This window comes from Brenneria roseae subsp. roseae (assembly GCF_003115845.1).
Classification (GTDB): Bacteria; Pseudomonadota; Gammaproteobacteria; order Enterobacterales; family Enterobacteriaceae; genus Brenneria; species Brenneria roseae.
In genome coordinates this window covers 280,961-306,690 of sequence record NZ_KZ819026.1, presented here as the reverse complement: position 1 = coordinate 306,690, position 25,730 = coordinate 280,961, and the positions used below count along the sequence as shown (strand labels likewise).

Genomic DNA, 25,730 nt, shown 5'->3' with positions numbered 1-25,730 from the left:
AATTTATGGCGATTTATCAAAAATACTTAATTCTTTGCTGGGGTATCGGTGGCGTCCCCAGTTCAGCATCCCGCCGAGCATTTGTTTCAGCAGCAGCTGTAGCTGAGAGGCTTTAGCCTCAACGTACGGATAAGTCGCGCTTTCATCCATATAGTTACTCTGGGCGAGTTCTAACTGGACCGCGTGGATATCCCGATCGGGCTGGCCGTAGGCCCGGGTGATATACCCGCCTTTGAACCGACCGTTAAGCACATGGCTGAATTGAGATTGTTGTTCACAGCAGGTCGTCAGGATATCGCTTAATTCAGCGGCGCAGCTTGCTCCGCTGTTCGTACCAATATTCAGGTCGGGTAATGTACCGTCGAACAGTCGCGGAATGACTGAGGCAATCGAGTGGGCGTCAAATAATAAGGCATAACCGAATGTTTGCTTTATTCGTGCCAGTTCGGACTGAATTTGTTGGTGGTAGGGTCGCCAAATCTCATCCAGATAGCGCTGGCGTTGCGGGCCAGACGGCGCCATGCCAGCTTTGAACGTTGGTCGGCCATCAAACAGCGTATCCGGAAACAGGCCCGTGGTGGCGGTGGCGTAGAGCGGCTTGTCATCAGAAGGCCGGTTTAAATCGATAACAAAACGCGAGTAATGACCGACCAGGATACTGGCGCCCAGCGAACGCGCAAAATCGTACAAGCGCGGAATATGCCAGTCGGTATCGGAAAGCGGTCGGGCATCGTCGCTTAGCGCACGCTCCACCTCGGGGGTAAGCCGGGTGCCGGCATGGGGAATACTGACTAACAGCGGCGCATTCCCGCTGATAAAAGAGTAAGGATCGGCAATGGTGTCGGTGGTCGGCTGGCTCATTAACGGATATCTCCTCGGTGTTCTCCACGATAAACCACGGTGCAGGGCAGCTGACCGCCCAGCCAGTAAACCAGCTCTGCCGGACGCGACAGCGGCCAATGAATAAAATCAGCCACGTTGCCTGTTTTCAGCGTACCGTGCGATGCCTGTAACCCCAGCGCTTTTGCCGCATGGCAGGTCACGCCCGCCAGCGCTTCTTCAGGCGTCAGGCGGAATAGGGTGCAGGCCATGTTCAACATCAGGCGCAGGGAGAGAGCCGGAGACGTGCCGGGATTGGCATCGCTCGCCAGCGCCATGGGCACCTGATGGCGGCGGAAACTGTCGATGGGCGGACACTGTGTTTCACGCAACAGATAATAGGCGCCGGGCAACAGCACCGCGACGGTGCCGCCGACGGCCATGGCCTGCGCGTCTTCGTCGGTGGCGTATTCAAGATGATCGGCCGACAGGGCGGCGTGTCTGGCCGCCAGCGCACTGCCATGCAGCGACGACAGCTGTTCAGCATGCAATTTGACCGGTAATCCGAGCGCTTCGGCAGTATTAAATACCCGTTCAACCTGTGCCGGTGAAAATGCCAGATGTTCACAGAAGGCGTCTACCGCATCGGCCAGCTTTTCTCTGGCGACCACGGGCAACAGCACATCACAAATCAGGGTGATGTAGTCATCGGCGCGGTCTTTGAATTCCGGCGGCAACGCATGCGCGGCCAGACAGGTCGATTTGACGTCTACTGGCAGCAGGGCATCTAACTGACGGATAACCCGCAGCATCTTTAATTCACTTTCAATACTCAGCCCATAACCGGATTTGATCTCAATACAGGTGATCCCCTCCGCCAGCAGCGGGCGCAGGCGAAACAGCGCCTGCTTCAGCAACTGTTGCTCGCTGGCCTGACGTGTGGCATTGACGGTGGCGATGATCCCGCCGCCCTGAGCGGCAATTTCGGCATAGCTGACGCCATTCAGACGTTGTTCAAATTCACTGCTGCGATCGCCGCCAAACACCAGATGGGTATGACAGTCGATAAATCCGGGCGTGATAATGCCGCCGTCAAACCGGTGCTCTGCCGTGGCGGAAAATGGCGGGCAATCCTGTGTTTTTCCCAGCCAGATAATGCGGCCGCCTTTGACGGCGATCGTGCCGTCTTCAATCGGCGTATAGCGGCCATCCTGCATGGTGATCAAGGTCGCGCCATGCCACAGACTGTCGCAGGGTGATGAATGGGAAGGGCGTGAACCAGAGGTGTTTATTACCGTCATGCGCGGCTCCGGGCTAAATTCTTCTTGTATAGACAACTAAAGTCAACCTAACGCATAACGGGTAGCGCAGCAAGTCGGCTAACGATAGTTTTTTCTTATTGCCGGTGGTGTCAAAGCAATCAGCCGTGGCTGGTAAAGCGTCCAAAAAGTTGATAACGGGAGCCGGGGTAAATCAGGCGCGCCACCGTCACGACATGGCTGCCACTCCAGGTGCGGCGATGAATCAGCAAACAGGGCTCATGCTCTTTCAAGCGCAACAATTCGCGCAGGGTATCGTTGGCGCTGATGGCCTCCACCCGATGCTCGCCGGCGGTGAGCGGGGCAATTTTCATCAGGTAGGTGTAAGGCGCTTCATTATTCATCACCTGTTGCAGGTAGTCGGGAGCCGTTCGCGGATTGACAAAACGCTCTTCGACTTGCACCGGAGTTTCATCTTCATAGTGAACGATTTGTGAATAAAACAGGATCTCTCCGGTCACGATACCCAACTGCATGGCCTGTTCTGCGTCCGACGGGCGGGCTTCGCAGATCAGAATCTTACTGCTATGACAATGGCCGCGCTGAGCGATTTCATCGGCAATATTGTGGACTTCGAGCATCGGCGTATAGGCTTTTGCTTCGGCAACAAAGGTGCCGACCCCCTGCATACGAATCAAAAAGCCTTCGCTGGTCAGTTCGCGCAATGCGCGGTTAATGGTCATGCGGCTGACCCCCAACTCATTCACCAACTCGCTTTCAGACGGTACACGCTGATGAGGCTTCCAGTTGCCGCCGCGAATTTGACTGATAATCGCCTGTTTGACCCGCTGATAAATCGGCGCGGGCGTGTCACTGATGGCGGCGGCCAATTCGGATAGGGTTTGCTGCGAGACATCCTGTTGCGTCATTCCATGTTGAGCAAGCGGCGTTGGTTCCGGCATGGCTCTTACCTCACTTGAAAAATCCACAGAGTTTTCAGAGAAAATGGCCGGCTGACGTATTTGCTTCCAGCGGCGGTCATTTTTCCTGCAACGTTAAAGATCGGCCATGATGGCAAATCAAATTTCAAAAAAAGGGTGGTGACAAGTTTACAGCGCAATCAGGCATATGTATATGTATAGACAAGATCGCTAATCTTTTCGCAATTATTTTTACGCTATCGCCTTATGTTTCTTTGCGCCTATGCCCAATAGGCTCACTGCTGATTCAGGGAACGTTATTATGCCTGCTTATTTTGCTCCACGCGCTTTACTGACCGAAGGCTGGGCCCACGATGTCCGGTTGGATGTTGACGCCAACGGTCTGATCGCTGCCATTACATCTCATGCCGACTCGCAGGACTGCGTGCCGCTGAATGGACCGATCGTTCCTGGGATGCCTAATCTTCATTCACATGCATTTCAGCGGGTTATGGCCGGGCTGGCAGAAGTGGCGGGCGATCCGCAGGACAGTTTCTGGACCTGGCGCGACCTGATGTACCGCATAGTGCAGCGTTTAACGCCGGAACAGGTTGGCGTCATCGCCCGACAGTTGTACATCGAAATGCTTAAGGGCGGCTACACACAGGTCGCCGAGTTTCATTATCTGCATAATGATATTGATGGTCGGCCTTACGATAATCGTGGCGAAATGACGGCACATATCAGCGAGGCGGCGCAGCAGGCCGGGATTGGATTGACCATGCTTCCCGTGCTGTACAGTTATGCCGGATTCGGTGCGCAACCGGCGCAGGACGGTCAAAAACGGTTTATTCAGGATGCTGACGGCTACCTGCTTCAGCAGGAAATCATTCAGCGGCAGTTGCAGGGTAACTTACTGCAAAATCAGGGATTATGTTTTCATTCTCTGCGAGCGGTATCGCGTGAGCAGATACTACAGGTATTGCACGCCTCGGATCCGCATCTCCCCGTTCATATTCATATTGCCGAACAGCAGAAGGAAGTTAACGACTGCATGAGCTGGAGCGGCCAGCGGCCCATAACCTGGCTGTATGACAATGTGGATGTTGATGCGCGCTGGTGCCTGATCCACGCGACACACCCCGATGCCTGCGAACTGACGAGTATGGCCGACAGCGGCGCGGTAGTGGGGTTATGCCCGACTACCGAGGCGAATCTTGGCGATGGCATTTTCCCCGGCGTCGATTATCTGGCGCAAGCCGGGCGCTGGGGCATCGGTTCCGACAGCCATGTTTCGCTCAACGTGGTGGAAGAACTGCGCTGGTTCGAGTACGGACAGCGTCTGCGGGATTTGCGCCGTAACCGTTTGACCACGCCACGGCAGAAATCCATCGGCGACGTATTGTACACCCAGGCCTCGGCAGGCGGCGCGCAGGCCTGCGGCGTCAACATCGGGCGATTGAGCGCAGGTTGCCGTGCCGATTGGCTGGTACTCGATAATCGCTCGCCCTATCTGGCGGCGGCAAAGGATAGCGAAATGCTCAATCGCTGGCTGTTTGCGGGGAGCGCGGCGCAGATTCGTGATGTTTACGTCGGCGGGATTGCCCGCATCGTTGATGGTCAACACGCCCAACAGCAGGCCGCCGCCGAGGATTTTCTGCACTTGCTGAACCAACTGTCGGAGACGGTATGAGCCAGCTACACCGGTTTTCCTTCGATACGCTGCCGCTAAGCCGCTGGCGTAACGGCGGCGGCGAAACCCGTGAGATCGTCAGTTGGCCGCCAGGCGCGGCGGATTTTAGCTGGCGTGTCAGTATCGCCACCATTGCTCAGGATGGTCCGTTTTCTGTCTTCGCGGGTATTGATCGATCCATCACGTTATTGAGCGGCGCCGGCGTGCATTTGCTTTCTGAACATTTATTTGCTGAGCAACGCGTTGACCACGCGCTGATTCATCCGGGAGAGCCATTTGCTTTTTCTGGCGATGTGGCGCTGAGCGCGAGACGGATTGATGGGGCAACGACCGATTTCAACATCATGACGCGCCGTGACGTATGTCGCGCGGCGGTGACGGCGCATGGTGATAGCTTTATTGCTTCCGGGCCGTTGGGCGGCGTGCTTTATGTGATGAGCGGCGTATGGAAAGTGGGAAGCGGAGCTGTCCTTAACGCGGGAGAGGGCGTGTATTGGGCGGCAAAAGACACCAAGGCTTCTGACACGGATATTGCTGTATCTAAAGCGGACACGGAAACCGGTTTTCCCGTCGAGATACAGGGAACCGCAGGAATGATTCTGTGGGGAGCAATAAACGTTTAACCGGCGAATAACGACAGGGACAGGAGGGAGTGCGCTAAAAAAGTGCAATAGACGCACCACTGCGAGTCAATAAATCAGTAAGCAGACTATTGAACACGCCTTTTCACTGCCGATATTCCGGTGAATGCGCAAATGTATCATTAAATAACTTATTGATATCATAATAATTTATTCCTGTAGGGGTATGGCGTATCCGGACGTCGTGCGACGAAATGGCTTCGGCGTTGGTTTCATGAAAATCTGGCACAGGTCTTGCTTAACTTTACTTGTATAGACAAGATTATACAGTGGTGATGACCTCACGATAAATTCCCTTTCTCTGAGACAGATCCTTTACAGGAGAGACAGATGAGCAACATGATTTCCAGGGCTGTATCGAAACGTTCGTTATCTGCAATAAGTCTGGCGATAGCGCTAAGCGGGATCGGCGTGAATGCCGTTCAGGCAGCGGATACGCCGGTGGCTATTGGTATTTCTGGCTGGACAGGGTTCGCTCCGCTTACGCTGGCCGATAAAGCGGGCATCTTCAAAAAGAATGGCCTCGATGTCACCCTGAAAATGGTGCCACAGCAGTCGCGTCATTTGGCGATTGCGTCCGGTTCGCTGCAATGCGCCGCCACCACGGTCGAAACCTATCTCTCCTGGAACGCCAGCGGCGTCGCGGTTAAACAGATTGCGCTGATGGATAAATCTTACGGCGCAGACGGTATCGCGGTACGCAACGATATTAATAGTCTCGCCGAGCTGAAGGGCAAAACCATCAGCGTTGATGCGCCGGGCACCTCTTCCTATTTCCTGCTGGCGTGGTTTCTGGGTAAAAACGGCATGACCATGCAGGACGTCAAACTGGCGACCCTGAGTTCCAGCGCGGCGGCTCAGGCGTTTATTGCCGGTCAGAACGATGCGGCGGTGACTTACGAACCCTATCTTTCAAACATTCGCCAAAATCCGGACAAAGGAAAGATCCTCGCCACAACGCTGGAATACCCGATGGTGATGGATACCCTGGGATGTACGCCAGACTGGCTGGACAACAATCCGCAGGCGGCTCAGGCGCTGGTCAACAGCTATTTCGACGCGTTGGACATGATCAAGAATGAGCCGGAAAAATCCTATGAGATCATGGGCGCCGCGGTGAAAGAAACCGGCCCGCAGTTTGCTGAAAAAGCCAATTATCTGCGCTGGCAGGGCCGTGAAGAGAATAAACAATTTTTCGATGGGGAGATTGTTACCTTCACCAATGAAGCCGCCCGACTGCTGACCGAGCTGAAAATTCTGCGTAACACGCCGGATATAAACACCTTATATGACGCGCAATATGTGAAATAGCCATGAAGGACCAAGAAATGAACAGTCCTGTCGATCAGGCCATCGATTCGAACGTCACCACCAGAGAACCGGAACCCTTACCGGCAAGCAAACCGGTTTGGCATAACCCGATGATGGTGCCCTTACGGCCCGTGGCATCAAGGCTGCGTTGGTTCCTCGGTTTCTGCTTTTTTCTGTTTTTCTTCGGCGTCTGGGCACTGGCGACGTTTACCGGCCTGGTATCGCCAACATTTCTGGCCAGCCCGGCCAGTATGTTGGAAGAGGGCGTGCTCCTGTTTACGGATTTCGATTTCTCGACGGATATCGGTATGACAGTCATGCGTGTGCTCGGTGGGTTCGTGCTGGCATCGGTTATCGCTGTGCCGCTGGGGATTCTGATGGGGTCTTACAAACTGATCGAAGCCTTTTTCGAGCCGTTTGTTTCGTTCTGCCGTTATCTGCCGGCGTCCGCCTTTGTGCCGCTGCTGATTCTATGGGCCGGTATTGGTGAGATGCAGAAAGTGCTGGTGATTTTCATCGGTTCGTTCTTTCAGATCGCCCTGATGGTGGCGGTCACCGTTGGCGCGGCGCGGCGTGATTTGGTCGAAGCGGCGTATACGCTGGGCGCCACTAACCGGAGTGTGGTCCGGCGGGTCATTATTCCCGGCGCGGCGCCGGAAATTGCGGAGCTGCTGCGGCTGGTTCTCGGCTGGGCCTGGACTTACGTGATTGTCGCGGAGTTAATCGGTTCATCAAGCGGCATCGGTCACATGATTGTCAACAGTCAGGCACTGCTGAATACCGGGCAGATCATCTTTGGCATTATCGTCATCGGCTGTATTGGTCTACTGTCCGATGTTTTGTTCAAAGCGGCGAATCGTCGCCTGTTTGTCTGGAGTTCGCTGCAATGAACTATCCCAAGCTGAGTGTCCGGCAGGTTGAACGGATTTTTACCGGTCCGAAAGGCGAGAAAACGCAGGCGCTATTGCCGGTGGATTACACGGTTAATGAAAACGACTTCATTACGATCCTGGGTCCTTCCGGCTGCGGCAAATCCACGCTGCTGCGTATTGTGGCGGGGTTGGATCAACCCACCAATGGAGAAGTGTGGCTGGATGGCAGTCTGGTCGATGGTCCGGGCGCCGATCGCGGCATGGTATTCCAGAGTTACACCCTGTTTCCCTGGCTTACGGTACAGCAAAATATTTGTTTCGGTTTACAGGAACGCGGCGTCAGTAAAGCGGCGCAAAAAGAGCGTAGCGACTATTTTATAAGTAAGGTCGGCCTGCGTGGCTTTGAACACCATTTTCCCCGCCAGCTTTCCGGCGGCATGCAGCAACGGACTGCGATTGCGCGGGCGCTGGCCAATGACCCGAAAATTTTGCTGATGGATGAACCCTTTGGCGCATTGGATAACCAGACCCGGGTCATGATGCAGGAGCTGTTATTGTCGATTTGGGAATCGTCACGCAAGACGGTGTTGTTTGTCACGCATGACATTGATGAAGCAATTTTCATGGCCAATAAAGTCGCGATTTTCAGCGCCAGACCGGGACGGATTAAAACTGAAGTGGGGGTGGAATTTCCCTATCCGCGTGATTATCGTCTCAAAACCTCGCCGGAATTTATGACCTTAAAGGCAAGGGTGACGGAAGAAATTCGCGTTGAGACGCTGCAAACGCAAGCACATTGATTCAAATATGCCCAAATACATTTTGAGGAACAGGAATGCGGCAGCCAACGCCCCTGCAACTTGAAAGATAAAGGGTATAAATACGAACCCGTTCCCGGCAGGCAGAGACGATGCCGGGAATCTTTCTGCATTTACTTGTCTATACAGGATTAGATTATGTCTTCTTCTCACTCTGATTTCACCCTTTGCCGCCTGCATCCGGGAAAGGTCGATCTGGCAATGCTTCGCACCATTTATCAATGCGAAAAGGCGCGTATTGAACTGGCGGAAAGCGCGCGGGCGGACGTGCTGGCATCTCAGGAAACGGTAACGCGCATTGTGGAATCAGGAAAGGTGGTATACGGCATCAACACCGGTTTTGGCAAACTGGCGCAGACCCGTATTCCGGCAGAACGTCTGGCTGAACTGCAACGCAATCTGGTGCTGTCGCACAGTGTCGGGGTTGGCCGCTATCTGGCTGACAACGTGGTTCGCCTGATCATGGCAACCAAGGTGTTAAGCCTGTCGCGCGGTCATTCTGGTATCCGCATGGACGTCATTGATGCGTTGATCACCCTGTTTAATCACCATGTCTACCCGTGCATACCGGAGAAAGGCTCGGTTGGCGCATCGGGCGATTTGGCGCCGCTGGCCCATCTTTCGCTGATGCTGATTGGTGAAGGTCAGGTGACCGTCAGCGGCAAAACCATGTCGGCGGTCGATGGGTTGGCCACCGTCGGACTGACGCCGTTTGAACTGGGGCCAAAAGAGGGTCTGGCATTGCTGAACGGCACGCAGGTGTCGACGTCGCTGGCGCTGTCCGGGTTGTTTGAAGCCGAGCGCGTCTTCTCCGCCGGTTTGGTGGCGGGGGCGCTGTCGCTGGAGGCAATTAAAGGATCGGTCAAACCGTTTGATCCGCGTATTCATCAGGCGCGCGGGCAGGCAGGGCAGATCGCGGTCGCCGCCGCGGTATCTGCGCTGCTGGAAGGGAGTGACATTGTCACCTCTCACGCAAACTGCGGACGCGTCCAGGACCCGTATTCCATCCGGTGCGTGCCGCAAGTGATGGGCGCCTGTCTGGACAACCTGCAACATGCCGCGCGTGTTTTACAAATTGAGGCGAATGCCGCGTCCGATAACCCGCTGGTCTTTGCCGAAAACGGCGACGTTATTTCCGGCGGTAACTTCCATGCCGAACCCGTGGCGTTTGCGGCGGACATTATCGCGTTGGCCGTAGCCGAGATCGGCGCGATTTCTGAGCGTCGTTTAGCGCTGTTGCTGGATTCCGGTTTATCCGGTTTGCCGCCATTCCTGGTCAATGACGGCGGCGTCAACTCGGGTTTTATGATTGCGCAGGTCACGGCAGCCGCGCTGGCCTCGGAGAATAAATCACTGGCGCACCCCGGCAGTGTCGATAGCCTGCCCACCTCCGCCAATCAGGAAGACCACGTTTCAATGGCGACCTACGCGGCGCGCCGCCTTGGCGATATGTGTTTCAACACCAGCGTCGTGGTGGGCATTGAAGCGATGGCTGCCGCACAGGGGATTGATTTTATTCGTCCTTTACAGAGCTCACCCATGATTGAGCATGAGCTGAAAATTATTCGCGAAAGCGTGGCCTATCTGGAACGAGATCGCCTGATGGCGCCCGATGTGGAAGCCATGCGTCTGTGGGCCAGCCGTGAGCGCTGGCCGCAGGTCATTGAAGCGTTATTACCAAGTTTTAATTGATAAGGGATCCGACAATGAATTCAACGCAAAAAAATACCACCGCCAGGGTCATCCGCGCCCCACAAGGCAGCGAATTAAGCTGCCGGAACTGGCTGATTGAAGCGGCATACCGCATGATCCAGAACAACCTTGATCCGGATGTCGCCGAGCGCCCGGAAGATCTGGTGGTTTACGGCGGGATTGGTAAAGCGGCGCGTAACTGGCCGGCCTTTGAAGCCATTCTTGATAGCCTGCGCAAGCTGCGCGAAGACGAAACCTTGCTGGTGCAATCCGGTAAACCGGTCGGCGTGTTCCGCACCCATACCGATGCGCCGCGCGTATTGATTGCCAATTCCAATCTGGTGCCGCACTGGGCCAACTGGGAACATTTCCATGAATTGGACAAAGCCGGTCTGATGATGTACGGACAGATGACGGCCGGATCGTGGATTTATATCGGTGCGCAGGGCATCGTACAGGGAACCTACGAAACGTTTGCCGAAGCGGGTCGCCAGCACTACAACAGCAACTTGCGCGGCAAGTGGATTCTTACTGCCGGTCTGGGAGGCATGGGCGGGGCGCAACCGCTTGCCGGTGTGCTGGCCGGCGCCTGCGTGCTGGCGATTGAATGTCAGGAATCGCGTATTGATTTCCGTATCCGCACCCGTTACCTCGACTATAAGGCTGACAGCATTGATGAAGCGTTGACCATGATCGAAAAGGCGTGCGCTGAAAACAAAGCCATTTCCGTCGGTTTGTTAGGTAACGCGGCGGAACTGATGCCGCGGTTGGTTGCGCGAGCGAAAGAAGGCGGTCTCCGCCCGGATATTGTTACCGATCAAACGTCGGCGCACGATCCGCTGAACGGCTATTTGCCGGCAGGCTGGAGCCTCGAAAAATGGCTGGAACTGCGACAGTCCGATCCTCAGACGGTGGTTCGCGCCGCCCGGGCGTCAATGGCGAAACACGTTCAGGCGATGCTCGACTTCCATGCGATGGGCATTCCCACTGTTGATTACGGCAATAACATTCGCCAGGTGGCAAAAGACGAAGGGGTGGAAAATGCGTTTGATTTTCCCGGCTTTGTTCCCGCTTATATCCGTCCGCTGTTCTGCGAAGGCAAGGGACCGTTCCGCTGGGTCGCCTTGTCCGGCGATCCGCAGGATATCTATAAAACCGACGCCAAACTCAAAGAGCTGTTCCCGGATAACGCCAATCTGATTAACTGGCTGGATATGGCTCGCGAGCGTATCGCATTTCAGGGCCTGCCTGCGCGTATCTGCTGGCTGGGGCTGGGGGAACGCCATCTTGCCGGTTTGGCGTTCAATGAAATGGTGCGTAATGGCGAACTGAAAGCGCCGATCGTGATTGGCCGCGACCATCTTGATACCGGCTCGGTGGCGTCGCCTAATCGCGAAACGGAAGCGATGAAGGATGGTTCTGACGCCGTGTCCGATTGGCCATTGCTGAACGCCTTGCTGAATACCGCCGGCGGGGCCACCTGGGTCAGCCTGCATCATGGCGGCGGCGTGGGTATGGGCTTCTCACAACATGCGGGGATGGTGATTGTCTGCGATGGCTCTGACGCTGCCGATGCGCGGCTGGCGCGAGTATTGTGGAACGATCCCGCGACCGGGGTAATGCGTCATGCCGATGCGGGTTATTCGCAGGCAATTGAATGTGCAGAGAAAAATAATCTGAATCTGCCCATGATCTGATTGAAACCCCGTCCGCAGTTTTGTCTTGCGGGCTCAGCATGCTGAGCCCGCGTTTATGCCGGCGTCGGTGCCGCGCGGTGTTATGGAGGAAGCGTGATGGCTTCTGATGTGGAGCATATTGATTTACAACAGCTTATTCGTCCCGAATTGTGTGCTTTGGGAACCTACAACGCGGGGCTTTCTGCTGAAGCGGTTAAACAGGCGTATCGCGTGAATCATGTCGCCAAGCTGGCGAGTAATGAAAATCCGCTAGGCGCCAGTCCTAAAGTGGTTGCCGCGTTGCAGGCCGACGCGGCGCACAGCGCCATCTATTCCGATGCTTCCAGTACGGCGCTGCGTATGGCGTTGGCAGACGAAACCGGCATCGACAGCGACCGGATCATCATTGGCAACGGCTCAGAAGATATCCTGCACATGCTGGCGCTGGCATTTATCAACCCCGGCGATCGCGCAGTCACGCTGTTTCCGTCCTTCGGCCTGCACGACATTTTTCCGCGCATGATGGGGGCGGAAGTCACGCTGGTTGGTGTGGATGCCCGTCAGCAATTTGATGTTCCCGCGTGGGAAGCGGCGCTTGCCACTCCGGCAAAGCTGGTGATTTTCAGTAATCCCTCGAATCCGGTGGGATGCATACTCGACAAAGAGGGATTCGCCCGGGTTATTGATGCCGCGCCGAAAAACAGCGTGCTGGTGATTGATGAGGCCTATTTCGAATTCGGTAAAATAAGCGCTGATTATCCTGACAGCCTGCGTATGCTGGCGGCGCAGCCGCGTCCGTGGATTGTGCTGAGAACCTTTTCCAAGGCGTATGGTTTGGCCGGGTTACGCGTAGGATACGGGCTGGCGAGTCACGCCGAACTGATCAATCAGCTCGATCGCGTGCGCACGCCATTTAATATCAACCGTGCGGCACAGGCGGCCGCCGTGGCGGCGCTGGACGACAAACAGCATGTTACCGACAGCATTGCGCTGATTGCAGAGCAAAGAGAGAACATGATCGGCGCGCTGCGTGAGCTTGGTTTCACGGTAGTGCCTTCATTTGCCAACTTTCTGTTTTTCGACTGCGGGCGCTCGAGTCATGGACTGGCACTGCGTTTACTCACCTATGGCGTGATTATCAAACCCTGGCGTGAAGCCGGTTATGAACATTGGGTGAGGGTCTCCGTGGGTAACGAAAACGATAACCAGCGATTTATCGATTGTCTGCGTCAGATTCTGCGGGAGGATGCCGCGAAATCATCGGAACCGAGTATCGAAATCCACCATCCACAGACCAACACAACATCCTTATGATGCGCCGCCCAGCGCAGAGTAAGACATTCGGAGAGACCGTTATGCAGGCACAGAACATCCTTTTCCCAGCACAGATCCTTCGCGGACCCGGTGTCATTGCGCAACTCGGCGCCATCTGCGCCCGGTGGGGTTCCCGCGCATTATTAATCGGCGGGCATCAGGCGTTGGCGGCGATTGGGGATCAGGTTCGCCAGCAGCTTGATACCAATGCGGTGACGCTAGTGGGTACGGAATGGTTTGGTGGGGAATGTAGTCAAACGCAGATTGAGCGACTGGCAAAGATCGTACAGCGCAATGATGTCGACGTCATTATCGGCGCCGGTGGCGGTAAATCGCTCGATACCTGCAAAGCGGTTGGTGTGGCAAGCCGTACTCCGGTGATCACGATACCGACTATCGCCGCCACTTGCGCAGCCGTAACGCCACTGACGATTCGTTATCACGACGACGGTCATTTCCGCGATTTATATCCGCTGCCGCAAGCCCCGGCTGGCGTGATTATCGACAGCGCACTCCTGGCCGCGGCGCCGCTGCGCTGGCTGGCGGCAGGGTTGGGCGATACGCTGGCAAAATGGTATGAATTCCGTGCCATCAGCCGTCATCATTCGTTAAGTGGCGTCGCACGTTCTTCCAGCGCCAATAGCCGGATTTGCTATGATCTGATCGACAGCTATGGCCCCGCGGCCTGTCAGTCGGTGCGGGAGGGTAAGTCGAGTGCTGAACTGGAGCAGGTGCTTGATGCGATTTTCATGTTTGCGGGACTAACGTCGCTGATGAGCAGCGGCGCACATGCGGCAGCCGCTCACGCCATTTATGAAGGTTTTACGGTTTGCGACAAAACCCGGGCGTTTGGTCACGGGTTGCTGGTCGGTTTCGGTAATCTGTGTTTGCTGGCGCTGGAAAATCGTTCAGATGAAGAGCTGATGGGGGCGATACAACTGGCTCACGACTGCGCCGTACCTCTACGTTTGCGTGAAATTGCCGATCTGACGGCTGAGGAACTCGACAGTATCGTACAGGCTTCGCTCCATGCGCCGGATATGTCGAATATGCCGTTCCCGGTGAGTGCCGGGGCGCTGTACGCGGCGATTAATCGGGTTGAAGGGATGGCGGAGCGCGCGGGGCTGTAGTGGTAACCGCCGGCCAAGGCAGCAGGGAGAAAAACAGGGTTATCCTGTTTTTCTCCCTGAATAGGACTGACGAAATATCCCGCTTCGGTTATCAGGCTAGTGCCGATTGGCGTGACCGTTGCGAATGGCATGCAGAACCTGTCGTTGCAGGTCAGAAAACTCAGGGCTGGCGATCAGGTCTTCATGACGTGGGCGCGGCAACGGCACCTCAAACGTTGTCTGAATCGTACCGGGTCCCATCACCACAATACGGTCGGAAAGATAGACCGCTTCTTCAATGTCATGAGTAACAAACATGACGGTCAAACGATGCTGTTCCCATATCCCCGTCAGTAATTCCTGCATTTGGTGGCGGGTCATCGCATCGAGTGCGCCAAACGGCTCGTCCATCAGCAGAATTTTGGGGCGGTAAGAGAGGGCGCGGGCAATCGCCACACGCTGCTTCATACCGCCGGAAAGCTCGCTCGGCCAGGCATCGGCAAACGCCGTTAACTGTACCAGTTCAAGATGCCGATCGGCTTTCTCTCGGCATTCTGCCCGTCCGTATCCGGCGGCGTTCAATGCAAACTCGATATTCTGTCGAGCGGTCAGCCACGGTAACAGCGTGTAGGATTGAAACACCACGCCCCGATCGATGCCGGCACCGCGGATGGTTTTTCCGTCTACCTGTACGTCACCGCTGTCGTAATCTTCCAGCCCGGCAGCGATTGACAGCAGGGTGCTTTTACCACAGCCAGACGTACCGACAATCGACACAAATTCGTTGTCGGCAAGTTGCAGGTTGATATCGTGCAGCACTTCGCGCGACTGCTTGCCGACCTGAAAGCGCTTGCTCAGGTTGGAAATGGTCAGAACAGACATCAGACGCGCCTCTTGTTGTAGCGGAATAACACGCGCTCAGCCGCGCGCATCAGCTGATCGCTGATTAACCCTAAAACCCCCAGCAGCAGGATGTAGCCGATAATGGTGTCGGTGGCAAAGAAACGCTGCGAAACCACAATGCGATAACCTAAACCAGATGTCGACGCGACGAGCTCCGCCAGAACCAGCCAGGTCCACGCCCAACCGAGACTGATGCGCAAAGCGTCCCAGATGCCCGGTAGCGCCCCCGGCAGGACGATGCGGAACAGAATTTTACGATCCGGCATGCCCAGCGTGCGTCCCAACCCGACGAAGTCCGCGGGGACGCGTTTCACGGCGTCAATCACCATCAAGACTTGCTGGAAGAAGGTGCCTATCCAGATGATCAGAAACTTTTGCACATCATCCGTACCGGTCCACAGAATGGTCAACGGAACGAAGGCCACCACGGGCATGTAACGGATGAAATCGACCAACGGCTCGGTCAGTGCTTTAAAGAAACCGTAACACCCGGCCAGCATGCCAATAACGATCGCCATTGCCGACGAGATCATAAAGGCAATGCTAATACGGTAAAGGCTGCTCTTGATATCGCTCCATAAGGTGCCGTCCTGCGCCAAACTGACCATCTTCAGCCATACATCGCTGAGCTTGGGCAAAAAAATGGCGGGAACCGCGCCGTTACGCGTTGCCAGCCACCACAGCAGGAACAGCACCATAAATAATGCAACGCTGATAGCGATAAACAGTTTGCGCGAAGGCAGTCGGCCAATCACCATCAGGTTCAATGATTTACGACTAACTTTCATGGCTGGCTGTTCACAAAACTGGCGTCAATAACTTGTGCCGCGGTCACCGGTTTAGGAATAAGACCGGCATCGGTGGCGGCGTGCAGCACATGGGTAAAGGTTTGATCGGCAAAACTGTGGCTGAGAACCTGTTTGTTTTCTGCCAGTGAATAATATTTCACGCCATCAAATGCGGTATCCAGATCGGCTGGCGTTGCGCCCACGGCTTTGGCAATCAGCGCACGGTCAGCCGTCGTGTTGGCCTGATAGTGGGTGAGGGCGTCATCCCAGCTTTTGATCAGTGCCGCAATCTGCCCGGGTTTTTCTTTTAGAACAGCATCGCGCACCACGAAAACATCACTGATCAGACCCGGATCGGAGGAGCCGCTGTAAAGTACCTTTAACGATGGATCCTGTTTTTTCGCAGCTGAAATGTAAGGTTCGTAAGTCACGGCGGCGGTGACCCGTTTGGCGATCAGCGCACTGCCGGCAGAATCCGCCGGCATCGGTACCGGCACGATATCACTCCAATTCATCCCGGCGGAAGTGACCGCGCTGTGCAATAAGATGTCGCTGGTGGCGCCTTCTTCAAAAGCAACCGGTTTGCCTTTCAAATCGGTCAGGCTGGCGATTTCTTTGCTGACCAGCAAGGCATCGGCGCTTTCGCTCTGATCCAGCAGCAGCACGATTTTTATTGGTAAACCGGCAGACACCATTGCCATTGCGGTGTGTGTCGCAATGCTGGCGCCGTCTATCTGTCCGCTGGCCAGCGCGACATTCACGTCTTTATCTTCGGCAAAGTTGATGATATCAACCTTCTCCAACCCGTGTTTGGCGAAGAGATCATGATGCTGCGCAATGTGCCACTGACCATAACCTAACCACGGTTGAATGCCCATTTTGAAGGCGCCGGGTTCAGGGGCGGGCGCCGCCATTGCAGAGGTGGTTAAAAGCCCTGCGCAGCAGGCCAGCGTAATCTTGCTCTTTAATCTGGTAAAAACCGGTTGGTTAAACTTCAGCGAAAGTGACATATCTTTCCTCACAGGTGTCGTAACAAAAAGTCATACATGATACAAGTTTTCAGGTACCGCTTTATCTGGATAAGTATCCGCGTAATGGTGAGAATCAACAACCCATTGTGTAAAAAGTGGTATCTTTTCCTGTCGTTATGGAGACAAGGCGGCCGAAAACCGGCTACCGAAAAATCAAGAGAGAAACGGTATGATAAAAAAAGGGATGTGTACTCTATTGTTGGCGTTGCCGCTATGCAGTTTGGCCGCATTCGGTAATGCTGATCTGATCGCGGGTTATACCTCGCAAGAGCTGGCCACTGCATTACCTGCAAAGGTAATGACGATGACGCAACGCGATGTCGTGGTTGACGAACTCAATCACACGCTGTTATCGGAGTATGTTGACAGCCAGACCGGGAATAAGGCGCTGGTGACGCTTTATACCTTGCCGATTGATAAGCACGGGAAGGTGCCGGAGGCTTCACTCGACAGCGATCTGGACTTTGTTATTATCAGCACAGAAAAAGAGATGCTTCGCCAGCGTATCCGCCCGGATAAACGCGATGTCCCGGTTGACGGAACAACCAAATTCCGCTGTTTGCAGAGCGTGTTGAACAATAAAGTGATGCATTCGCTGTGTTCCATGCTGGTCAAGGGCCGGGTGTTGGAAATTCAGGCGATTAATATGCTGGATAATGCGCAGGATGAGGCTGCCCTTCAGCAGGTGCTCAATCAGCAGAATATGTTGATTACAGAGATCGGGAAAGCGTTGCTGACGTTTAAAAAATAATGCGTTTAACAAACAGGACGTTTAATGTCAGATTGCGGCGGGTTGCTGAAGCTGTCGCCGCATTTATATTTTGCTTTGATAATCAGTAAGTGCTTCCCAAGAGCTTATCCTCTTCAGTGCCACTGATTAGCCGGGTTAATTCATGACAAATAACGATGCGTTCATTTTTCAATGTAAAACTGGCAAAGACCTCTGTAAGAGCACGCTCGCCATTCTTTTTGGAGACGTTGACCAGATGGTGCGTCAAAACCTGATTTCCTTGCTGGGCGATAGTCAGGATTTTTAGCTCCATGGATTCGGTGATCTGCTTTAGCTTTGCCATATGTGCGATAAAGTTATCGTAATCAAGCTCAATGCCATTAACTGTCTGGTGATAATTCGACGCGAAAAAGGATTTTATGGTTTGTTCATCATGATCGGGGCGTGAAATAACGGCTTCAAGCGCCCGGGTAACGCGTTGGATGTTGTTTTCCATTCTGTCTTCCTCATAATTGGTTGTACATGAAGAAGATTACCTCCAAACTGGGAATGTAAGTTAACCGTAGTAAGACAATGAATGCGGTAAATCGGCCATGATCATAGAAAGTATACAACCACTGCGTCATCCTTCTAAGCACACCACACACTGGCACCGGCATCCGACAGGGCAGATATACTGGATCACACGCGGTATGGTCATGGTTGAGACTGAACAAATGAAGTGGGCTTTGACTCCCGGCTCTGTAGGATGGTTTCCCCCGGACTTGCCACATTATGCCTGGATGCCGGTTAACGCACAGGGCGCCAGTCTGCACTTCAGTGCCGGATGCTGCGATGTGCTCCCATCCTCACCCTGTATTCGAACCGCATCCCCATTTTTACTTCTGTTGCTCAAAAAAATCAGCGAAATGGAGGCAACCGACAATAATCCGGAACGTTTGCAGCACTTATTACAGGTTATGGTTGATGAGATCCAACTTGCTGACACCGCACCGTCGCAATTAATCCTTCCCGGTGACAGCAGGGCAAAACAGGTGGCGCAAAAAATATTAACAGGCTCTACTTGTGATTTGACCCAGGCGGCGTTAGCGAAACAAGCCGGGCTGAGTGTAAGAACATTAAGCCGCCTTTTTATTCAGCAGACGGGGTTTACATTTAGTCAGTGGAGGCAAAAAGCAAAGGTAATTATGGCGCTTGAACATTTGCTATGCGGTGAGCCAGTCGGTCAGGTAGCACAATCATCAGGTTATGAGAATGTAAGTTCCTTTATTGCCGTTTTCAGGCGTTTTATGGGGATGACGCCAGGGCAATTTCAATCAATGGCCTAATTGTCGCCTAATGCAAATATTCTGCTCAAATGAGATCATGTGCGTCGTTTGAAAAAATCCACGCCAGCGCGTGGATTTTATAAGGTTTTCCTGTTGTTGTGAGCCTTTAATGGGATCTCATAAGACAACAGAAGCAAATTTACACGTTGAACAGGAAGTTCATCACGTCGCCATCTTTTACGATGTACTCTTTACCTTCTGAACGCATCTTCCCGGCTTCTTTAGCGCCTTGCTCACCTTTATAGGTGATGAAGTCTTCGTAGGAGATGGTTTGCGCGCGGATAAAGCCTTTTTCAAAATCAGTGTGGATTTTGCCTGCCGCCTGCGGAGCGGTGGCGCCAACCGGGATGGTCCAGGCGCGAACCTCTTTCACGCCCGCGGTGAAGTAGGTTTGCAGGTTCAGCAGTTCGTAGCCTGCGCGGATCACGCGGTTCAGTCCCGGTTCTTCCAGACCCAGTTCCGCCATAAATTCAGCACGGTCGGCATCGTCCAGCTCAGCGATGTCGGATTCTACGGCCGCGCACACGGCTACGACGACAGAGCCTTCTTTCGCCGCGATTTCACGGACTTTATCGAGGTATGGATTATTTTCGAAACCGTCTTCGTTAACGTTAGCGATATACATCGTTGGTTTCAACGTCAGAAAGCTCAGGTAGCGGATGGCGGCTTTGTCTTCATCCGTCAAATCCAGCGAACGCAGCATTCCCGCATTTTCCAACTGCGGCAGGCATTTTTCCAGCGCGGCCAGCTCAGCCTTGGCATCTTTATCGCCGCCTTTAGCTTTTTTCTGTACGCGATGTATCGCACGTTCGCATGTGTCGAGATCGGACAACGCCAGCTCGGTGTTGATGACTTCAATATCGTCTACCGGGTCAACTTTATTATTCACATGGATAATGTTGTCGTTTTCAAAACAGCGCACGACGTGGCCGATGGCTTCTGTTTCACGGATGTTGGTCAGGAACTGGTTACCCAGACCCTCACCTTTAGAGGCGCCTTTTACCAGACCGGCGATATCAACAAACTCCATGGTCGTGGGGAGAATGCGCTGTGGCTTGACGATTTCAGCCAGTTTATCCAGACGCGGATCCGGCATTGGCACCACGCCGGTATTCGGCTCAATGGTACAAAACGGGAAGTTGGCCGCTTCGATACCGGCTTTGGTCAACGCATTGAACAGAGTGGATTTACCGACGTTAGGCAGCCCGACGATACCGCATTTGAATCCCATGTTTATATCACCTTAAATAACTTATTAATCAGACAATTACTTTTGATTGCCTGTCAGAATGAAAATATTCCGGCAGATTATACACGGAATGACGATTTATCTCGATCCGCCATCCGCATCGGCGGGTGGATTATACCGCTTTGAATGCGTGTAACCGGTTCATGGCTTTCACCATATCTTCCTGCAACAGGATCTCCGTACAGCGAATGGCTTCATCAATTGCGCCATCAATCAGCGTCTGTTCGCTGACAGGCGGTTTCCCCAATACAAAGCCGGTAACCTTGCTTTTATCGCCTGGATGCCCGATACCGATACGCAAACGATGAAAGTTGGGATTATTGCCCAGCTTACTGATGATGTCTTTCAGACCGTTGTGACCGCCGTGACCGCCGCCCAGTTTTAGTTTGGCAATCCCTGGTAATAAGTCCAGTTCATCATGGGCGACCAGAATTTCATCCGGCTGAATACGGTAGAACGTCGCCATTGCCGCGACAGATTTACCACTGAGATTCATAAAGGTTGTCGGAACCAGCAGGCGAATGTCATGCCCGGCCAGCGTCAAACGTGATGTATAACCGAAGAATTTGCTCTCTTCTTTCAGCGGTTGACGATAGGTGTCGGCCAGACGGTCAACGTACCAGGCACCTGCGTTATGGCGGGTTGCAGCATATTCAGCACCAGGATTCGCCAGCCCAACGATTAATTTAATGCTACTCACGGTAATATTCCAAATTACACAGTATCCATGAAGGGCGCTAGTTTACACACAGGGGCGGTTGAACGCCAAATATCCAGCATAAGGGTATAAATTGTATACCTTATGGCCACTATTCGATTTTTTGTTTATTTATTTGTTTAAACGTAAAAAAATATTACTTTATCCCTGTATCTGTGATCCTCCCCGCAATCATCCGACCACTTCATTGTCTATAATTACACCAAGACAAGAAGAGCGACCGGGTAGCAATCTTATTCATCCGCAGAGTTTATCTGGAGGTAACAGATGAAACGTAAGAATGCAACACTATTGGGTAATGTCCTGATGGGGTTAGGTATGATCTTGATGGTCGGCGGAATCGGTTATTCCATTATCAGCCAGTTTCCTGAATTCAAGATGCCCAGTTATATGACGTATATCGACCTGGTAGGGATTTTTGCCGGTGCTATTTTCTGGCTGGTCGGCGCACGTATTAGTGGACGTGAAGAGGTGGCGGATCGTTATTGGTGGGTCAAGCATTTTGACAAACGCTGTCGCCGTCAGCGCCATTCCTGAATCCCATATCTGAGCTGAATTTTGAAAGCTGCCAGAGCGCTTGCTGTGGCGGTTTTTTTTATTTTTAAACCTTTCCGCTTTCCATCTTTTTTATGACATGACGATTTGGCGCGGATAACTCTCGCTATATTTCCCTTATATATAACAAAACCACCGTTTTACCGGTGGTTTTGTTTATCGTCGGAACCAATAGGTTGGTTTAAAACGATTAATGCTCAAACATGGCGGAGATTGATTCTTCGTTGCTGATGCGACGAATCGCTTCGGCCAGCATACCTGACAGGGTCAACGTACGCACATTTGGCAACGATTTGATGTGATCGGTAAGCGGAATGGTATCGCACACAATCACTTCATCAATGACGGAGGTTTTAATGTTGTCATACGCGTTGCCTGAGAAAATCGGGTGCGTAGCGTAGGCGAATACGCGTTTGGCACCTCGCTCTTTCAATGCTTCCGCGGCTTTGCACAGGGTGCCGCCAGTATCGATCATATCGTCAACCAGGATACAGTCACGACCGGCAACGTCGCCGATGATATGCATAACCTGAGATACGTTGGCACGTGGACGACGCTTATCGATGATTGCCATATCGGTATCATTGAGCAGCTTGGCAATGGCGCGGGCGCGGACGACGCCACCAATATCCGGGGAAACCACGATAGGGTTCTCCAGATTTTGTTGCAGCATATCTTCCAGCAGGATAGGACTACCGAAAACGTTATCAACTGGAACGTCAAAGAAGCCTTGAATCTGTTCTGCGTGCAGATCTACCGTTAACACGCGGTCAACACCTACGCTGGACAGGAAATCGGCAACCACTTTGGCGGTGATTGGCACACGGGCAGAACGAACCCGGCGATCCTGGCGAGCATAACCAAAATAAGGAATAACAGCGGTGATGCGTCCCGCGGAAGCGCGACGCAGAGCATCAACCATAACAACCAGTTCCATCAGGTTGTCATTGGTGGGTGCGCAGGTGGACTGGATGATGAAAATATCACCACCGCGTACATTTTCATTGATTTGCACGCTGACTTCGCCATCGCTAAAACGACCGACTGCGGCGTCGCCAAGGCTGGTGTACAAACGGTTGGCAATACGTTGTGCTAGTTCCGGGATGGCGTTACCAGCAAAAAGCTTCATATCAGGCACGAGAAGAACCTCAGGCTTGCGTCCAGAGAAATATTGTACCTGCTTGCCTTTGGGAACAGGGCGCAATAACAGGCGCAATATGCATACGGGTGTATGAATCAGGTTTGATAAAACACACTTAACAGCAAAGCGCTATTATCAAAACCTAAAGTTGCCCGGAAAGTGTACGTTGCAACGGAGAGACATTAACGCCTCGCGCGACAAACCCATTCAACCATTCCGGGGCCTGGTCAAGCACCTGACGGGCTTCGGACTCGGTGTCGAATTCAGCAAACACACAAGCTCCCGTTCCGGTCAGGCGCGCCGGAGCGTATTCTAACAGCCATGAAAGTAGCTGTTCAACCTCACGAAAACGTTTTCTTACGATAGCTTCACAATCATTGACGAAGGTCTGTTTTAATAACGTTTCTAAAGACCGCACCGGAGAATCTCGTTTTAGCTGTGGATCGCCAAAAATAAGCGGGGTGGCGATACTGATCCCTGGATGGGCAACCAGATACCACTTCTCCGGCGGGGATGCCGGCGTCAGCTTTTCGCCGACGCCTTGCGCAAATGCGGCATGGCCCCGAACGAACACCGGAACATCGGCACCGAGTTGCAAGCCCAGCGTCGCCAGTGTATCCGTATCCAATCCGCATTCCCACAAATGATTCAGCGCAACCAGCGCCGTGGCGGCATTGGAAGAACCGCCGCCCAGTCCTCCGCCCATCGGCAGACATTTATCAATATGGATATCCGCACCGAAACAGACGGGATGAATGCCATGACCTAAACAGTGCTGTTGCAAAAGTCGGGCGGCGCGAACGATCAGATTTTGCTCATTTTCAACATCTTTCAGCGGTGTGAGCAGATTAATGCTGTCGTCCTGACGGCGCGTAATGGTCAGCGTGTCGCCATAATCCAGAAACTGAAACAACGTTTGCAGCAGGTGATAACCATCCGTCCGGCGGCCGGTAATATAAAGGAACAGATTGAGCTTGGCGGGCGAAGGCCACCTTTCAATGCAATTGGGCTGCATGGCTTAGTTTACCGTCCAGTTATCCATTTTTAACTTGATCCGCTGTTCTCCCTGAACGAGTTCGAGGCTTTCCGGCAGCGGCGGGATCATCTTCCGGTTGTAACTCTGATAGTTGACGGTCCAGCTTTGATTCCCCTGACGATAGGTCAGTTTATTCAGCAGAAACTGATCGTCGAGCGAGAAGTCGGTCGCATCCCCCGGCAGACCAATGATCCACTGACGCAAATTGTTGAGGGGGATCGCCATGCCGGTCAACTGCTGCACCATATATTCGGCATCCTTGCCCTCGTAGCGTTTTCCCTGATTATCCGTAATCTGTACGCTACCCGGTTGAGTGCGTAGTTCCAGCTCGGTGCTGCCCAGCGGGTTGGTCAGCAGCAGGCGATAACGCTGTGCCGACGATTCCTGCCAGAAAAAACGCGCATATAGTTTTTTACTATCGGAAAGATAGGCAAAGGAACCCCGCGTCTGATATTGGCTCAATTGCTGTACCTTTTGCTGATGCTGTTGCCACTCTGGCGAGGTCGGACTTTTCCCCGGTCCGGTGGGTTGATTGAGGCTACAGGCGGTCAGTAATAGGCTGGCTAACGGCAGCAGCCGCAGGCAACGGACGGTATTTATTGGCATATCGCTTGATCCTATCAATCGTATTATGTACCACAGGTGTGTCACGCTAACGGGCTTGTCGCTCAGCGTCAACGTTTGTTATTTCACCTCGACGCAGGTTATTCCTGCCATAGAGTATATACCTCATATGAGCCGCATCACGCGCCGTCGCTTTTCTTGCTTCCCCGCATCAAGTAGAATGCCTTTCAGACGAAACCCATACTAACACCGGTATTACTCAAGAATTGTTCAATGACCCTGCTTGCGCTTGGTATTAATCACAAAACTGCTCCTGTTTCTTTGCGGGAACGTGTTGTTTTCTCGCCAGATACGCTGGGGAAGGCTCTCGACAGCTTGTTACAGCAGCCGCTGGTGCAAGGCGGAGTGCTGTTGTCGACGTGTAACCGTACCGAACTGTACCTGAGCGTTGAAGAGCAGGAAAACCAACTTGAACAATTAATTGAGTGGCTGTGTCAATACCATCATTTGGATCCGGATGAAGTTCGCCAGAGCCTCTACTGGCATCAGGATAACGCCGCGGTCAGCCATCTGATGAGAGTCGCCAGCGGGCTGGATTCATTGGTGCTGGGCGAACCTCAGATTCTGGGACAGGTAAAGAAAGCCTTTGCCGAATCGCAGCGCGAACAGTCGCTTTCCGGTGAACTTGAGCGATTATTCCAGAAATCGTTTACCGTGGCCAAACGGGTTCGTACTGAAACCGACATCGGAGCCAGCGCGGTATCGGTGGCTTTTGCCGCCTGTACTCTAGCGAGACAGATTTTTGAATCTCTGACCGAGGTTAACGTGCTGTTGGTCGGTGCGGGAGAAACGATAGAACTGGTTGCCCGCCATCTGCGTGAACATCAGGTTCAACGCATGGTCATTGCCAACCGTACCCGAGAGCGCGCGCAGGCGCTGGCGATGGAAGTCGGTGCGGAAGTCATCACGCTGGCCGAGCTTGATGAACAGCTTGCCCATGCGGATATTGTCATCAGTTCGACAGCCAGTACGTTGCCAATTATCGGAAAAGGAATGATGGAAAGGACGCTAAAAGCCAGACGTAATCAGCCGATGTTGATGGTGGATATCGCGGTTCCGCGTGATATTGAACCGGAAGTTGGCAAGTTGCCTAACGTCTATCTTTATAGCGTTGATGATTTGCATGCCATCATTCAACATAATCTTGCACAGCGTAAAGCGGCGGCCATTCAGGCTGAATCCATTGTTCAGCAGGAAAGCTCCGACTTTATGGCCTGGCTGCGATCGCAGTCCGCAGTGGAAACTATCCGTGATTACCGGGCGCAGGCTGATGAAGTGCGCGCGGAAATGACCGCCAAAGCGCTGGCGGCCATTCAGCAGGGCAATGATGTAGAAGCGGTGATTCAGGAACTGACGCACCGGTTAACCAATCGTTTGATCCATGCACCTACCAAATCCCTTCAGCAGGCAGCTCGTGATGGCGATCTGCAACGTTTACAAATTTTACGCGACAGCCTTGGGCTGGACTAGCATTCATCTCTCTTAACAGGATTTAACCGCCCG

At 53.4% G+C, this 25,730-nt stretch carries 25 protein-coding genes; 13 read left to right on the top strand and 12 right to left on the bottom strand.

All coding sequences use genetic code 11. From position 1 onward, the window contains the following. Positions 1 to 3 precede the first annotated feature (3 nt). From hutG to hutC, 3 genes are all read right to left on the bottom strand, one after another. Positions 4 to 861, bottom strand: coding sequence for an N-formylglutamate deformylase (gene hutG, locus DDT52_RS09190; RefSeq protein ID WP_136156073.1), 858 nt, complete (start codon positions 859 to 861; stop codon positions 4 to 6). Then, on the bottom strand, positions 861 to 2,120 hold the full coding sequence (hutI, locus tag DDT52_RS09185; protein ID WP_136156072.1) for an imidazolonepropionase: 1,260 nt from the start codon (positions 2,118 to 2,120) through the stop codon (positions 861 to 863). The genes hutG and hutI overlap by 1 nt, the downstream gene beginning before the upstream one ends. A 119-nt stretch (positions 2,121 to 2,239) precedes the next feature. Next, positions 2,240 to 3,040, bottom strand: coding sequence for a histidine utilization transcriptional repressor HutC (hutC, locus tag DDT52_RS09180; protein WP_136156071.1), 801 nt, complete (start codon positions 3,038 to 3,040; stop codon positions 2,240 to 2,242). Positions 3,041 to 3,320: 280 nt separating this feature from the next. On the opposite strand from hutC, the gene DDT52_RS09175 reads away from it, so the two are divergent. The 9 genes from DDT52_RS09175 (at position 3,321) to DDT52_RS09135 (ending at position 14,145) form a co-directional block, all read left to right on the top strand. Further along, positions 3,321 to 4,691 carry a formimidoylglutamate deiminase gene (locus DDT52_RS09175; RefSeq protein WP_136156070.1) on the top strand — a complete coding sequence of 457 codons (1,371 nt, stop codon included), beginning with the start codon at positions 3,321 to 3,323 and terminating at the stop codon, positions 4,689 to 4,691. Next, the gene (locus DDT52_RS09170; protein WP_136156069.1) at positions 4,688 to 5,314 is read left to right on the top strand and encodes a HutD/Ves family protein; all 627 of its coding nucleotides are present in this window, start codon (positions 4,688 to 4,690) and stop codon (positions 5,312 to 5,314) included. The genes DDT52_RS09175 and DDT52_RS09170 overlap by 4 nt, the downstream gene beginning before the upstream one ends. 348 nt (positions 5,315 to 5,662) lie before the next feature. Then, positions 5,663 to 6,643, top strand: coding sequence for an ABC transporter substrate-binding protein (locus tag DDT52_RS09165; protein ID WP_136156068.1), 981 nt, complete (start codon positions 5,663 to 5,665; stop codon positions 6,641 to 6,643). A gap of 17 nt (positions 6,644 to 6,660) precedes the next feature. After that, positions 6,661 to 7,533, top strand: coding sequence for an ABC transporter permease (locus DDT52_RS09160; protein ID WP_136156067.1), 873 nt, complete (start codon positions 6,661 to 6,663; stop codon positions 7,531 to 7,533). Next, positions 7,530 to 8,315: an ABC transporter ATP-binding protein gene (locus DDT52_RS09155; RefSeq protein ID WP_109054097.1), complete on the top strand. Its 786-nt coding sequence runs from the start codon at positions 7,530 to 7,532 to the stop codon at positions 8,313 to 8,315. Before DDT52_RS09160 ends, DDT52_RS09155 begins: the two co-directional genes overlap by 4 nt. 156 nt (positions 8,316 to 8,471) lie before the next feature. Then, positions 8,472 to 10,025 (top strand): histidine ammonia-lyase, encoded by a 1,554-nt coding sequence (hutH, locus tag DDT52_RS09150; protein ID WP_136156066.1) that lies wholly within the window; start codon positions 8,472 to 8,474, stop codon positions 10,023 to 10,025. Positions 10,026 to 10,039: 14 nt separating this feature from the next. Continuing rightward, complete coding sequence (gene hutU, locus DDT52_RS09145) at positions 10,040 to 11,722, top strand: urocanate hydratase (protein ID WP_136156065.1); 1,683 nt, start codon at positions 10,040 to 10,042, stop codon at positions 11,720 to 11,722. 96 nt (positions 11,723 to 11,818) lie between these two features. Then, entirely contained in the window at positions 11,819 to 13,015 is a 1,197-nt protein-coding gene (hisC, locus tag DDT52_RS09140) for a histidinol-phosphate transaminase (protein WP_136156064.1), read from the top strand. Positions 13,016 to 13,056: 41 nt separating this feature from the next. Then, positions 13,057 to 14,145, top strand: coding sequence for an iron-containing alcohol dehydrogenase family protein (locus DDT52_RS09135; RefSeq protein WP_136156063.1), 1,089 nt, complete (start codon positions 13,057 to 13,059; stop codon positions 14,143 to 14,145). 96 nt (positions 14,146 to 14,241) lie between these two features. Here DDT52_RS09135 and DDT52_RS09130 read toward each other — a convergent pair whose 3' ends face one another. The 3 genes from DDT52_RS09130 to DDT52_RS09120 are packed head-to-tail and all read right to left on the bottom strand — an operon-like array spanning position 14,242 to position 16,825. Then, on the bottom strand, positions 14,242 to 15,006 hold the full coding sequence (locus DDT52_RS09130; RefSeq protein ID WP_136156062.1) for an ABC transporter ATP-binding protein: 765 nt from the start codon (positions 15,004 to 15,006) through the stop codon (positions 14,242 to 14,244). Then, entirely contained in the window at positions 15,006 to 15,815 is an 810-nt protein-coding gene (locus tag DDT52_RS09125) for an ABC transporter permease (RefSeq protein ID WP_136156061.1), read from the bottom strand. Before DDT52_RS09125 ends, DDT52_RS09130 begins: the two co-directional genes overlap by 1 nt. Beyond that, on the bottom strand, positions 15,812 to 16,825 hold the full coding sequence (locus DDT52_RS09120) for an ABC transporter substrate-binding protein (protein WP_136156060.1): 1,014 nt from the start codon (positions 16,823 to 16,825) through the stop codon (positions 15,812 to 15,814). Before DDT52_RS09120 ends, DDT52_RS09125 begins: the two co-directional genes overlap by 4 nt. Positions 16,826 to 17,015: 190 nt before the next feature. Between DDT52_RS09120 and DDT52_RS09115 the strand changes: the two genes are divergently transcribed. Next, complete coding sequence (locus DDT52_RS09115; protein ID WP_136156059.1) at positions 17,016 to 17,597, top strand: hypothetical protein; 582 nt, start codon at positions 17,016 to 17,018, stop codon at positions 17,595 to 17,597. Positions 17,598 to 17,679: 82 nt separating this feature from the next. On the opposite strand, the gene DDT52_RS09110 is transcribed toward DDT52_RS09115, so the two are convergent. Beyond that, positions 17,680 to 18,072: a nuclear transport factor 2-like protein gene (locus DDT52_RS09110; protein WP_136156058.1), complete on the bottom strand. Its 393-nt coding sequence runs from the start codon at positions 18,070 to 18,072 to the stop codon at positions 17,680 to 17,682. A 97-nt stretch (positions 18,073 to 18,169) separates the two neighbouring features. Here DDT52_RS09110 and DDT52_RS09105 point away from each other — a divergent pair, with 97 nt between their 5' ends. Continuing rightward, on the top strand, positions 18,170 to 18,904 hold the full coding sequence (locus DDT52_RS09105) for an AraC family transcriptional regulator (protein ID WP_136156057.1): 735 nt from the start codon (positions 18,170 to 18,172) through the stop codon (positions 18,902 to 18,904). Positions 18,905 to 19,043: 139 nt separating this feature from the next. Here the strand turns inward: DDT52_RS09105 and ychF are convergent, their stop codons facing one another. After that, positions 19,044 to 20,135, bottom strand: coding sequence for a redox-regulated ATPase YchF (gene ychF / locus DDT52_RS09100; protein WP_136156056.1), 1,092 nt, complete (start codon positions 20,133 to 20,135; stop codon positions 19,044 to 19,046). A gap of 130 nt (positions 20,136 to 20,265) precedes the next feature. Then, on the bottom strand, positions 20,266 to 20,853 hold the full coding sequence (gene pth, locus DDT52_RS09095; protein WP_136156055.1) for an aminoacyl-tRNA hydrolase: 588 nt from the start codon (positions 20,851 to 20,853) through the stop codon (positions 20,266 to 20,268). Between the two features lie 285 nt (positions 20,854 to 21,138). Here pth and ychH point away from each other — a divergent pair, with 285 nt between their 5' ends. Beyond that, positions 21,139 to 21,408 (top strand): stress-induced protein YchH, encoded by a 270-nt coding sequence (ychH, locus tag DDT52_RS09090; protein ID WP_136156054.1) that lies wholly within the window; start codon positions 21,139 to 21,141, stop codon positions 21,406 to 21,408. A 208-nt stretch (positions 21,409 to 21,616) separates the two neighbouring features. Here the strand turns inward: ychH and prs are convergent, their stop codons facing one another. The 3 genes from prs to lolB form a co-directional block, all read right to left on the bottom strand. Continuing rightward, positions 21,617 to 22,564, bottom strand: coding sequence for a ribose-phosphate diphosphokinase (gene prs, locus DDT52_RS09085; protein ID WP_136156053.1), 948 nt, complete (start codon positions 22,562 to 22,564; stop codon positions 21,617 to 21,619). Between the two features lie 145 nt (positions 22,565 to 22,709). Further along, positions 22,710 to 23,582: a 4-(cytidine 5'-diphospho)-2-C-methyl-D-erythritol kinase gene (gene ispE, locus DDT52_RS09080; RefSeq protein WP_136156052.1), complete on the bottom strand. Its 873-nt coding sequence runs from the start codon at positions 23,580 to 23,582 to the stop codon at positions 22,710 to 22,712. Between the two features lie 3 nt (positions 23,583 to 23,585). Further along, a complete protein-coding gene (gene lolB, locus DDT52_RS09075; RefSeq protein WP_136156051.1) occupies positions 23,586 to 24,209 on the bottom strand; it encodes a lipoprotein insertase outer membrane protein LolB in 624 nt (207 codons plus the stop codon). 231 nt (positions 24,210 to 24,440) lie between these two features. Here lolB and hemA point away from each other — a divergent pair, with 231 nt between their 5' ends. Beyond that, a complete protein-coding gene (gene hemA / locus DDT52_RS09070) occupies positions 24,441 to 25,697 on the top strand; it encodes a glutamyl-tRNA reductase (protein WP_136156050.1) in 1,257 nt (418 codons plus the stop codon). Positions 25,698 to 25,730 lie beyond the last annotated feature (33 nt).

Coding starts and splice junctions, on each gene's coding strand:
- hutG (WP_136156073.1), bottom strand. CDS start 861: ATGAGCCAGCCGACCACCGACACCATTGCCGATCCTTACTCTTTTATC.
- hutI (WP_136156072.1), bottom strand. CDS start 2,120: ATGACGGTAATAAACACCTCTGGTTCACGCCCTTCCCATTCATCACCC.
- hutC (WP_136156071.1), bottom strand. CDS start 3,040: ATGCCGGAACCAACGCCGCTTGCTCAACATGGAATGACGCAACAGGAT.
- DDT52_RS09175 (WP_136156070.1), top strand. CDS start 3,321: ATGCCTGCTTATTTTGCTCCACGCGCTTTACTGACCGAAGGCTGGGCC.
- DDT52_RS09170 (WP_136156069.1), top strand. CDS start 4,688: ATGAGCCAGCTACACCGGTTTTCCTTCGATACGCTGCCGCTAAGCCGC.
- DDT52_RS09165 (WP_136156068.1), top strand. CDS start 5,663: ATGAGCAACATGATTTCCAGGGCTGTATCGAAACGTTCGTTATCTGCA.
- DDT52_RS09160 (WP_136156067.1), top strand. CDS start 6,661: ATGAACAGTCCTGTCGATCAGGCCATCGATTCGAACGTCACCACCAGA.
- DDT52_RS09155 (WP_109054097.1), top strand. CDS start 7,530: ATGAACTATCCCAAGCTGAGTGTCCGGCAGGTTGAACGGATTTTTACC.
- hutH (WP_136156066.1), top strand. CDS start 8,472: ATGTCTTCTTCTCACTCTGATTTCACCCTTTGCCGCCTGCATCCGGGA.
- hutU (WP_136156065.1), top strand. CDS start 10,040: ATGAATTCAACGCAAAAAAATACCACCGCCAGGGTCATCCGCGCCCCA.
- hisC (WP_136156064.1), top strand. CDS start 11,819: ATGGCTTCTGATGTGGAGCATATTGATTTACAACAGCTTATTCGTCCC.
- DDT52_RS09135 (WP_136156063.1), top strand. CDS start 13,057: ATGCAGGCACAGAACATCCTTTTCCCAGCACAGATCCTTCGCGGACCC.
- DDT52_RS09130 (WP_136156062.1), bottom strand. CDS start 15,006: ATGTCTGTTCTGACCATTTCCAACCTGAGCAAGCGCTTTCAGGTCGGC.
- DDT52_RS09125 (WP_136156061.1), bottom strand. CDS start 15,815: ATGAAAGTTAGTCGTAAATCATTGAACCTGATGGTGATTGGCCGACTG.
- DDT52_RS09120 (WP_136156060.1), bottom strand. CDS start 16,825: ATGTCACTTTCGCTGAAGTTTAACCAACCGGTTTTTACCAGATTAAAG.
- DDT52_RS09115 (WP_136156059.1), top strand. CDS start 17,016: ATGATAAAAAAAGGGATGTGTACTCTATTGTTGGCGTTGCCGCTATGC.
- DDT52_RS09110 (WP_136156058.1), bottom strand. CDS start 18,072: ATGGAAAACAACATCCAACGCGTTACCCGGGCGCTTGAAGCCGTTATT.
- DDT52_RS09105 (WP_136156057.1), top strand. CDS start 18,170: ATGATCATAGAAAGTATACAACCACTGCGTCATCCTTCTAAGCACACC.
- ychF (WP_136156056.1), bottom strand. CDS start 20,135: ATGGGATTCAAATGCGGTATCGTCGGGCTGCCTAACGTCGGTAAATCC.
- ychH (WP_136156054.1), top strand. CDS start 21,139: ATGAAACGTAAGAATGCAACACTATTGGGTAATGTCCTGATGGGGTTA.
- ispE (WP_136156052.1), bottom strand. CDS start 23,582: ATGCAGCCCAATTGCATTGAAAGGTGGCCTTCGCCCGCCAAGCTCAAT.
- lolB (WP_136156051.1), bottom strand. CDS start 24,209: ATGCCAATAAATACCGTCCGTTGCCTGCGGCTGCTGCCGTTAGCCAGC.
- hemA (WP_136156050.1), top strand. CDS start 24,441: ATGACCCTGCTTGCGCTTGGTATTAATCACAAAACTGCTCCTGTTTCT.